The sequence below is a fragment of the Kineosporia mesophila genome (genome assembly GCF_021129235.1).
GTDB lineage: Bacteria > Actinomycetota > Actinomycetes > Actinomycetales > Kineosporiaceae > Kineosporia > Kineosporia mesophila.
Genome location: NZ_JAJOMA010000011.1, coordinates 13,080 through 22,367 on the forward strand (window position 1 = coordinate 13,080; position 9,288 = coordinate 22,367).

The 9,288-nt window shown below is 68.2% G+C and carries 10 protein-coding genes; 5 read left to right on the forward strand and 5 right to left on the reverse strand.

From position 1 onward, the window contains the following. Positions 1 to 104: 104 nt before the first annotated feature. Positions 105 to 791, forward strand: coding sequence for a ferritin-like fold-containing protein (locus LR393_RS16685; RefSeq protein ID WP_231484856.1), 687 nt, complete (start codon positions 105 to 107; stop codon positions 789 to 791). Between the two features lie 73 nt (positions 792 to 864). On the opposite strand, the gene LR393_RS16690 is transcribed toward LR393_RS16685, so the two are convergent. Then, complete coding sequence (locus LR393_RS16690; protein ID WP_231484857.1) at positions 865 to 1,089, reverse strand: DUF3107 domain-containing protein; 225 nt, start codon at positions 1,087 to 1,089, stop codon at positions 865 to 867. 165 nt (positions 1,090 to 1,254) lie between these two features. Beyond that, positions 1,255 to 1,965 carry a TetR/AcrR family transcriptional regulator gene (locus LR393_RS16695; RefSeq protein ID WP_231484858.1) on the reverse strand — a complete coding sequence of 237 codons (711 nt, stop codon included), beginning with the start codon at positions 1,963 to 1,965 and terminating at the stop codon, positions 1,255 to 1,257. A gap of 382 nt (positions 1,966 to 2,347) precedes the next feature. Here LR393_RS16695 and LR393_RS16700 point away from each other — a divergent pair, with 382 nt between their 5' ends. Beyond that, positions 2,348 to 3,235, forward strand: a complete 888-nt coding sequence (locus LR393_RS16700) for a DUF3152 domain-containing protein (protein WP_231484859.1) — start codon at positions 2,348 to 2,350, stop codon at positions 3,233 to 3,235. Between the two features lie 8 nt (positions 3,236 to 3,243). After that, the gene (moeB, locus tag LR393_RS16705) at positions 3,244 to 4,434 is read left to right on the forward strand and encodes a molybdopterin-synthase adenylyltransferase MoeB (protein ID WP_231484860.1); all 1,191 of its coding nucleotides are present in this window, start codon (positions 3,244 to 3,246) and stop codon (positions 4,432 to 4,434) included. A 54-nt stretch (positions 4,435 to 4,488) separates the two neighbouring features. On the opposite strand, the gene LR393_RS16710 is transcribed toward moeB, so the two are convergent. After that, positions 4,489 to 4,656: a hypothetical protein gene (locus tag LR393_RS16710; RefSeq protein WP_231484861.1), complete on the reverse strand. Its 168-nt coding sequence runs from the start codon at positions 4,654 to 4,656 to the stop codon at positions 4,489 to 4,491. Between the two features lie 141 nt (positions 4,657 to 4,797). On the opposite strand from LR393_RS16710, the gene LR393_RS16715 reads away from it, so the two are divergent. Continuing rightward, positions 4,798 to 5,589, forward strand: a complete 792-nt coding sequence (locus LR393_RS16715; protein ID WP_231484862.1) for a DUF4184 family protein — start codon at positions 4,798 to 4,800, stop codon at positions 5,587 to 5,589. A 1-nt stretch (position 5,590) separates the two neighbouring features. On the opposite strand, the gene LR393_RS16720 is transcribed toward LR393_RS16715, so the two are convergent. Both LR393_RS16720 and LR393_RS16725 read right to left on the reverse strand, forming a co-directional pair. After that, entirely contained in the window at positions 5,591 to 7,075 is a 1,485-nt protein-coding gene (locus tag LR393_RS16720; protein WP_231484863.1) for an alginate O-acetyltransferase AlgX-related protein, read from the reverse strand. Between the two features lie 22 nt (positions 7,076 to 7,097). After that, positions 7,098 to 8,552, reverse strand: coding sequence for an MBOAT family O-acyltransferase (locus LR393_RS16725; RefSeq protein ID WP_231484864.1), 1,455 nt, complete (start codon positions 8,550 to 8,552; stop codon positions 7,098 to 7,100). Positions 8,553 to 8,714: 162 nt separating this feature from the next. Between LR393_RS16725 and LR393_RS16730 the strand changes: the two genes are divergently transcribed. After that, positions 8,715 to 9,089 (forward strand): MGMT family protein, encoded by a 375-nt coding sequence (locus tag LR393_RS16730; protein WP_231484865.1) that lies wholly within the window; start codon positions 8,715 to 8,717, stop codon positions 9,087 to 9,089. The last annotated feature ends 199 nt before the right edge of the window (positions 9,090 to 9,288 follow it).

Here is a 9,288-nt window from a genome sequence, read left to right on the forward strand (position 1 = left end):
TTCGGAAGCCGACCGTGTTAGCGACCGGTCATCCACTTACGGGTCTAACAGTTACCTCTAACTAACTGATCCTACCTGGTCCGGGGCTGGATACCCTCCTCATCATGGAGCAGCAGGAGGACAGGTTCACCGATCCGGCATACCGGGCGGCCGTTGTTGATCTACTGGGCACGCTGGCTTATGGCGAATTGAGCGCGTTCATCCGACTTTCCACGGATGCGGACCTTGCCCCACGCCTTTCGGCCAAGGCGGACATGGCCGCCCTGGCCGCCACCGAGTTCGCGCACTACGACCGGCTGCGGGCCCGCCTCGTGGAGATCGGCGCCGACCCCGAGCAGGCGATGGCCCCGTTCGTGGAGGCGCTGGACGGATTCCACGAGCGCACCCGGCCCTCGGACTGGCTGGAGGGCCTGGTCAAGTTCTACGTCGGGGACGGCATCGCCTCCGACTTCTACCGGGAGATCAGCACCTACGTCGACGACGAGACCCGCGACCTGGTGCTGGGCACCCTGGAGGCCGGGCAGCGGATGTCGTTCGTCCTGCAGGAGGTGCGGCAGGCGATCAGTGAGGACCCGATCAAGGGCAGCCGGCTGGCGCTGTGGGGTCGCCGCCTGGTGGGGGAGGCCCTCAGCCAGGGCCAGCGGGTCGCGGCCGACCGGGACACCTTCTCCACCCTGCTGACCGGTACCGACGAGCACCCGGGCATGGGCCTGGTGGGGATCGTGTCGATGTTCAGCCGGATCACCGAGCAGCACACCCGGCGGATGGCCGAGATGGGCCTGTCCGCCTAGAGCTCAGGGCCCAGGACGTGAAGAAGGCGCCGCCCCGGGATGACCGGGAGCGGCGCCTTCTCGGTTCACGAACTCAGATCGTGCCGAAACCTACGCGACGGGTCTCTTCCGCGCCGATCTCGACGTAGCCGATCAGGTTGCCCGGAACGACGATCGTGCGGCCCTTGTCGTCCTTGAGGCGCAGCAGCGAGCCGCCGCTGATCGCGGCCTCGACCGCGTTCGCGACCGACTCGGCCGAGTCGTCGGACTCCAGCACGATGTCGCGCGGGATGTCCCGGACGCCGATCTTGACCTCCACGCGAGTGGCCCCTTCCGTCCTTGCCGGCCCCCTCGCGGGGTGGCGTTGTCGTTGGTCGACGAAGCCTAACCGCCAGAAGGCGCGCTGAACCGGGCGGCACGCATGATTAGCCGACAGCGGAATCGCCGGGCCCCGCCCGGGGCGTTCCGGGCCCTTCGCCGGGGGTCAGGACAGGTGGGTCGCCGGCTGGCTCTCGCCCAGCCCGGTCAGGTCGGTCACCGGGCGGGGAGTGCTCGGCTGACCAGGCAGCATGTCTTCGTTCTCCTGCAGGGGAATGGCCGCGATACCCCGCCAGGTGATCCCGGCGAGCAGGCGTACCGCTTCCTCCCGGGGCATCTGGCGCCCCTTCTGCAGCCAGTAGCGCGCAGCGACGTGGGCCATGCCGGAGAGGCCCATCCCGATGAGCTCGCACTCCGGCCAGGGCAGCCCGGACTCCTCGTGGATCAGCTCGGCGACCATCCGCCCGCACTGCTCGTTCACCGACTCCACACGCGCCCGGACGTCCGGGTCGTTGGTCAGGTCGGACTCGAAGATGAGCCGGAACGACTCGTTCTCCCGGTCGATGAAATCGAAGAAAGCCCCCATCGCCCCGGCGACCCGCATCTTGTTGTCGGTGGTGCCCTCGATCGCCCCGCGCAGGCATTCCACCACCTCGGCGGAATGCTGTTCGATCAGCGCCAGGTACAGATCCCGTTTACCAGGGAAGTGCTGGTAGAGGACCGGCTTGCTGACGCCGGCACGCTCGGCGATCTCGTCCATCGCAGCCGCGTGATAGCCCTGAGCCACGAAAACCTCTCGCGCTGCTCCGAGCAATTGGCTGCGTCGTGCCGTCCTCGGCAGCCGGGTTCCGCGCGAGCGCACCTCTGGTGTCGACATTGCTTGCCTCCCCGCATCAGTGCCCGTCAGCGGATGCTAAGACGCTTCGGCTGCGCCCCCGCGATTCCGATGCTTTAAGTGATTGTAAGGCTACGAGGCGTTACCAAATTGCGGTGCACCTAGACACTCTGCGGCACCAGGTACATCTATTCGGGTGATCGTTCCCACGTTTCAGCATCAGGTAAAGGGGTATAGCCGCTACCTACGAGTTCCTAACCATCCTCTTGCTGCACCCTCTCCCTCGAGGGCGCCGGCGTCCAGCCTGCCCGTCTTCGCCCACGGAAGTCACGTCAGTCACCTGGCTGTACTCCCGGCTCTCAGGGTTCGCCGGGGCCGGTAGCGTGCCGGACGGGAAGTGGCCGTACAGGAGGGATTAGCCGGAATGAGCTCGACCAGGCCGGATGTGGTGGGCGACAGCATGGATGTTCTGGGCACCCGGAACACGGCGAAAGCGGACGAGCCCGCGGTCCGGTTCCGGGCGGCGGCCCTGCTGGCCGTGATGGCGCTGGCCCTGACCGGCTGCTCGGGATCGTCGGAGGGAGCCTCCGCGACCGCGTCCACCACCTCGTCCTCAACCTCGTCCTCCATCAGTGCCCCGACCGGCAGCGCGACGACGGCCACCCTGACGTCCACCGGCACCGCCACCGGCGAGTCGGACACCACGTCCACCACCGACGACACCGCCGATCTGCCCCAGGGCCTTACCGAGGCCGATGTGGAGGCGGGTCTGACCTCGGCGAAGGTGAAGTGGAAGGCCACGGGCACGCTGACGACGGTGAAGGGCACGGCCAAGGCCCCGGGTAAGGGCAAGGTCTACAAGGTGCGGGTGCAGGTCGAGAAGGGTGTGGCGATCGACGGCGAGAAGTTCGCCGACTTCGTGCTGGCCACCCTGAACGACGACCGCAGCTGGACCGAGAACGGCACCCGGCGCTTCGCCCGCACCGACGAGGCATCGGAGGCCTTCACCACGGTGACGCTGGCCAGCCCGCAGACCTCGGCGTCGATGTGCCTGCCGCTGAAGACGTTCGGCAAGCTCTCCTGCCGTAACGGCGGACGGGTGGTGCTGACCACGTACCGGTGGACCAAGGCCATTCCCGAATATAAGAAGGACCGGACGGGTTACCGCCACTATGTCGTCAACCACGAGGTGGGTCACGCCCTCGGCCACGGTCACGAGTACTGCGCCGGCCAGGGGAAGCGGGCGCCGCTCATGATGCAGCAGACGAAGGGCCTGCTCGGCTGCAAGCCCAATCCCTGGCCGCACCCGTGAAGCCGTCGATGGAGCCCCTGGTCGAGCCCGGTGACGAGCTCACCGCGGACGAGTTCACCCGGTACTCGCGGCAGGTGCTCCTGCCCGGCCTGGGAAGTGTCGGGCAGCGGCGGCTGAAGAACGCCCGGGTGCTGGTGATCGGCGCCGGGGGTCTGGGCAGCCCGGTGCTGACCTATCTGGCGGCGGCCGGGGTCGGCACCATCAGCGTGATCGACGACGACGTGGTGGAGGTGTCGAACCTTCACCGGCAGGTGCTGCACGCCGGGTCGGCGACGGGCACGCCCAAGGTCGACAGTGCGGTGCGGGCCCTGACCGAGCTGAACCCGCTGGTGACGGTAAAACCGTTGCGAGCCCGGATCACCCGCGACAACGCCCTGGACGTCATCGAGGGGCACGACGTGGTGCTCGACGGCACGGACAACTTTGCCACGCGTTATCTGGTCGGCGACGCCTGTTCGATAGCCGGGGTTCCGCTGGTCTGGGGCTCGGTGTTCCGTTTCGACGGGCAGGTTTCGGTGTTCTGGTCCCGCCCGCCGCAGGGGCATGTGCCGGTGACCTATCGCGACCTGCACCCCACGCCTCCGCCGCCCGGTGCGGTGCCGTCGTGCGCCGAGGGGGGCGTGCTGGGGGTGACGTGCGCGGCCATCGGCTCGGTCATGGCGACCGAGGCGATCAAGCTGATCACCGGTGTTGGAGAACCACTTCTGGGCCGGATCATGCTGTTCGACGCGGCCGGGATGACGTGGCAGACGATTCGGGTGCGGCCCGCCCCCGATGCGGTGCCGGTCGGGGAACTGGCCGCCGATTACGAGGCGTTCTGCGGTATCTCGGCTCCCGGCGGCTCGGGCGGCGAGGTTCGCGAGGTCAGCGTGGGGGAACTGGCCCGGCGCCTGGAGCGACGCGGGCGCGGCGAGGATGATTTCGTGCTGGTCGACGTGCGGGAACCCGAAGAACGGCTGATCGCGTCGATCCCCGGTGCGGTCGGGTTGCCTTGGTCGGTGCTGCGAACTGGGGACGCGGGTGCTCTCCTCGCGGAGGTCGCCCAGGGGCGTCCGGTGGTACTGCACTGCAAGAGCGGCGGACGGTCTGCTCAGGCTCTCGAAATGGCCCATGACGCAGGGCTGGACGACGTGGCTCACGTACCCGGAGGCGTCTTGCGATGGATCGATGAGATCGACCCGACGCAACCGCGCTACTGAGCCACGTCGTCCACTGCTGGAACGACTGTCGGCAGAACTACCGGAGCCGAGAGGTCAGCGGTGGCTCCGGCCACGGGTACCGACGCCGGCGAAGTGCAGCGCCAGCAGGAACAGCCCCAGCGTGGTCAGCGTGGTGTTCGTGAACGCGTCGCCGAGGTCGGCGTTCGCGAAGTCGAGAAGCAGAGCAAGGCCAAAGGCCACGGCGGCAGCAATCGCAAGCACGGTTACCTCCTGGGTAGGTCCCCGAGGGGGAAGGGACGGTTACTGCCCGATGATCACCGGGCGATGAGACGATCTTGAGGGCAGCCCCGGAAGCGCGCATTTCGAGGGAACCGTCTGCAATATAACGATTCGGAGTACTACATGCCCTTCACGGGGAGTCACCCGGCCGCCGTGCTGCCGTTCCTGCGTACCGGCCTGGTGCCGTCGGCGCTGGTGATCGGCAGCATGACGCCCGACCTCGTCTACTACTTCCCGCTGCCGACCGGGGCCCGCTGGTCCGTCTCGCACGCCAGCCACACGATCACCGGAATCGTCGGACTGGACCTGCTGATGGGCCTTTTCGCGTTCGCGGTCTGGCAGGTGCTGATCGCGCCGCTGGCCGTGGCGGTCTCGCCGCGGCCGGTGCGCGACCGGGTGGGGGAGTTGCCGGTACCGCTGCGGCAGAACCTGGGCACCCTCCGGGCGGCCGCGCTCGTGGTGGTCTCCCTGCTCGTCGGCGCGGTGACACATGTCTTCTGGGACGAGTTCACGCATCCGGACCGCTGGGGTACCGCGCACCTTTCCTGGCTCGCGCAGCAGCACGGCAGCATGCTCGGGGCCCGCTGGGCGCAGGTCGCGAGCAGCATCGTCGGGCTGTTGTTCATCGGCGGGGCGTTATGGCGCTGGTGGGTGCGGACGATGCCCCAACCGGTCGCGCAGCCGGTCGCGCCACGGGTCGCGCCTGTGTCCCGGATGGTTTCGGCCCGGGTCTGGACGATCGTGTTGTTCTGCGCGGGTGTCGGATCGGCGATCGGGTTCCGGGCGGCCCTGACCCGTCCCGGCACGCAGAGCCTGCCCTACCTGGTGGCGACGTACGGCGGTGGGGCAGGCCTGCTCGCGGTGCTGGTGTGCGCGCTCGTGGTGATCGTCCCGCGCTACCGACAACTGCCGTGAGTTACTCGTCGGAGGTGCTGGTTTCGTCTTTCGCCGGGGTTCCCAGCTCGGCGGCCAGCGACTCGTACATCGGCTGACCCTCTTCCAGCCAGCCCGCGCGCTGGGGCCAGCCGCGCTGCACGGTCTCGATGATGATCCGGTCGAACTCCGGCAGGTCGTCGTCCTGCACCGCGGTGAGGAAGTCGGACCAGTGCATCACCTCGAGATCGGTGAAGTACGGCGCCAGCAGGCCCTCGGCGCGGGAGATGAACGAGTCGTTCACCACCAGCGTGCGGCCGTCGATCATCGGGGCACTGGTCGACCACGCCCGGAACACGGCAATACCTCGGCCGGAGGGCGATTTCATGGTGCGGGCGCGGATCGTCACGTCTTTGCGGGTCACCTGGTAGACGGGCACCATCGCCTTCTTCGAGATGCCCATCAGCCGGTAGAGGTCGTTGTCGGCCTGCTCGTCCTGCACCTGCACCGCGTGGGGGGCCCCGGCCAGCGATCCGGGTGCCTCGCCCCGGGCGATCAGCGCGTCGATCACGGTCTTCGACCAGACCAGGGCGCCCTGGCTGGTCCAGTGGCTGTCGCCCTTCTGGAACACCGAGCCCGGGGCCTCGTCCTGCGCCGCCTGGAGCTGGTCCCAGCTGGTCACGACCGGCCCGGTGGCCAGGCCGCCGGTGACCGGCCAGGTCTGCTCGGTCGTGCTGCGTACCTGGTCGGCGCAGGCCAGGAGGGCGTCGGCGCGCGGGCCGAGGATGTCGCTCATGATCGCCGACTTGTCCGGCGCGATTGCCACCATGATGGATTTGCCGGTGCCGGAAGCGATCTGGGTGAGCTTGGCGAGCCCGGCCCGGGTCGCGGCGGCGTCGAACGGGTACCGGCAGGGCAGCGTGAAGTCTTCGGAGAGGAACGGTGTGCGGTTCTTGCCCAGCACCACGGCCGGGTTCAGGCTGGTGCCGAGCCGGTCGCGCGAGGCCTCACCGATCGCTTCGGTGACGTACTGGCGCAGCGCCAGGCGGTCGCGCAGCGCGGCGTCGGTCTGCTGGGAGTCGGCGCCGCTGAGGATTCCCGAGGGGGAGACGCGCGGGAACGACGTCAGGTCACGGTTCTCGTCGCCCCACGGCAGGGGTGGGTCGAGCAGCCAGACCGCGAGCAGCGCGACGGCGAACAGGGCTACCAGCACCCGGGCGGCCCTCACGCTGCGCCTGCGCTGACGTTCGGCGCGGAACCGGGCGAGTAGATCGTCGAGCTCCTGCGCGGCGGAAGAACCCGGCTCGTCCGGTGTCTCGTCCACGCCGGCCTCCGGCGCCGGGTGATGGACGATTTCCAGCCGGTCGGGATGCTCGGCGTGACGCACAGCGACGGCGAAGGGTGAAGGGGACACGCCGTCGCGGGAGCCGAACCCGCTGAACGACCCGGCCGGTCCGGCTGCCCGGTCGCCCGGACCCGACAAATGCTCGGGCTCGTCGTCGTCGGGAAGGATGATGGTTCGGCCCACGAAGAACAGCATGGCAGAACAATCAGAACTGGAAATACAGGAACGGGCTGAAATCCAGCCAGAGCACCGAGATCACCGCAACCGCCAGCAGGACCGGCGCAGTGACTGCGGCCAGGGGATAGCGGAATGTCAATCCTCCGGAATGCCCACCGTGAATCAGTTGAAAGCCCGTGGTGTTGCGCGGCAGCAGAAACACCAGTAACCCCAGCATCAGAGCGAGCTCGTTCCAGGGGGTCAGGGTGATGTAGACGTCTGGTGATGGTTCGCCTCCCTGGAACGTGAACATCGCCTGCCAGACGTCGATCGCCCCGGTCAGCGTCGGGGCCCGGAACGGCACCCAGCTGCACACCCCGAACGTCGCCATCGCCGCTCGTCGCAGCGCTGTGAGAAGCATGCCCGGGGTCTGGCGGTGCAGACCCGTGACGCGCTCGGCGAGCAGCGCCAGACTGTGCAGCCCGCCCCACACCAGGAATCCCCAGGTCGCCCCGTGCCAGAGGCTGGTCAGGAGAAAGGTGATCAGCAGGGCGGCGTACTCGCGGCGGATTCCGTGACGGTTGCCGCCCAGGGGAATGTAGACGTAGTCCCGGAACCAGCGCGACAGGGTCATGTGCCAGCGCCGCCAGAATTCGGCGGGCCCGGCCGCGGTATAGGGCGAACGGAAATTCTCCGGAAACCGGAATCCGAAGATTGCCGCCAGACCGATCGCCATGTCCGAATAGCCGCTGAAGTCGAAATAGATCTGGATTGCGTAGGCCAGGGCCCCGATCCAGGCGGTACTGGAGCTGAGACTTCCGCCCGGGGTACCGAAGGCCGCGTCCGCCACGATGCCGGCCGAGTCGGCGATGTAAGCCTTCTTCGTCAGCCCCCAGGCGAACCGGGTCAGGCCGTAGGTGGCGTTGCCCAGCGTGACCTCCCGGCTGTCCTTCAGCTCGTGGACGATCTCGGAGTACCGCACGATCGGCCCGGCGATCTGGTGCGGGAAGAGGAACAGGTAGAGCAGGTAGTCGCGGGGCGACTCCTCCGGGGGCAGATCGCCGCGGCCGGCGTCGACCACGTAGGAGATCGCGTGGAACGTGAAGAAGGAGATGCCCAGGGGGAGTGCCCAGTGGATCTGCGGGGCGCCCGGCCAGGCTGTGGACGCGACGAACTGCGTCACCGGGGGCAGGTACTTGTAGAGCACGATCGGCACTAGGACGAGCGCGATCAGGGTGGCGATCTCGCGGCGGGAGGCTGCCGGAAGGGGTTTCCCGTCCTCGGTTGTGACTCTCGTTCTTGCTCGCCCGGCCGCCCGGGCGCCGTAGAAGCTGACGACGGCCACGTAGAGCAGCACGAACACGTGCCCTCCCGCACCCCAGACGTAGAACACGATGCTGGCCAGCAGGAGGCAGGCGTTCCGCCACGACCGGGGCACCAGGAGGTAGGCCAGGAGGGTCAGTGGCAGGAAGAGGAACAGGAACGTCGGCGAGGAGAAGACCATGTCCGCGATCTGTCGGCGGGAGTGTCCGAGGGGCTGGCGGCTTGGAGGGGCGGTGGCGGGTCAGGGAAGCTTAGGCCCTTCCGGCGTCCTACTCATCGGGCATCGGTCGAACGGATGAGTCTGCGGCACAGCGGGTCACAGGGATCGTGAGAGAGGTCGGACATGCCATTTCCGCAGGACCCGGTGGCTGGTGATACTGATGATTCGGAAGATGAAAGCGCCTCCACCGCCGAGACCTTCGTCGCCGATGTGCTGGATGTGGTGAACGCCATCCCGCCGGGGCGCGTCCTGACCTACGGGGACGTGGCCGCACTGATCGGCCGGGGTGGCCCGCGCCAGGTGGGGAAGGTGATGTCCCGGTGGGGCAGCCTGGCGCCCTGGTGGCGGGTGTTGCGGGCGGGCGGGATGCCGCCCTCCGGGCACGAGGCCCGGGCGCTGGCGCAGTACCGGTCGGAGCGCACGCCGATGCGGCCGGGCGGCGATCGGGTGGACATGCGGCGGGCGCGCTGGTCTCCCGATGATGACGACGAGAATTGAGGACGCGGTTGCGCACCTTTCTCGGAGGCGCCCACCTCTGTGGTGTGTGATCGGGTAATCCCTCGCCTCAGGCCAGGATGTGCCCCGCTGCTGTCTTCCTCGTCCTCGACGGGCATGGCGGCCGGCCTCCGCAGGCGTGGTCGGTTGTTGTGTATGGCTGCGTCCTGTCGTGTCCGGTGATGTTCTGTCGCGTTCTGTT

Bases quoted from the DNA above. Each gene is read 5' to 3' on its own strand.
- LR393_RS16685 (WP_231484856.1), top strand. From the start codon at position 105: ATGGAGCAGCAGGAGGACAGGTTCACCGATCCGGCATACCGGGCGGCC.
- moeB (WP_231484860.1), top strand. From the start codon at position 3,244: ATGGAGCCCCTGGTCGAGCCCGGTGACGAGCTCACCGCGGACGAGTTC.
- LR393_RS16700 (WP_231484859.1), top strand. From the start codon at position 2,348: ATGAGCTCGACCAGGCCGGATGTGGTGGGCGACAGCATGGATGTTCTG.
- LR393_RS16695 (WP_231484858.1), bottom strand. From the start codon at position 1,965: ATGTCGACACCAGAGGTGCGCTCGCGCGGAACCCGGCTGCCGAGGACG.
- LR393_RS16730 (WP_231484865.1), top strand. From the start codon at position 8,715: ATGCCATTTCCGCAGGACCCGGTGGCTGGTGATACTGATGATTCGGAA.
- LR393_RS16725 (WP_231484864.1), bottom strand. From the start codon at position 8,552: ATGGTCTTCTCCTCGCCGACGTTCCTGTTCCTCTTCCTGCCACTGACC.
- LR393_RS16715 (WP_231484862.1), top strand. From the start codon at position 4,798: ATGCCCTTCACGGGGAGTCACCCGGCCGCCGTGCTGCCGTTCCTGCGT.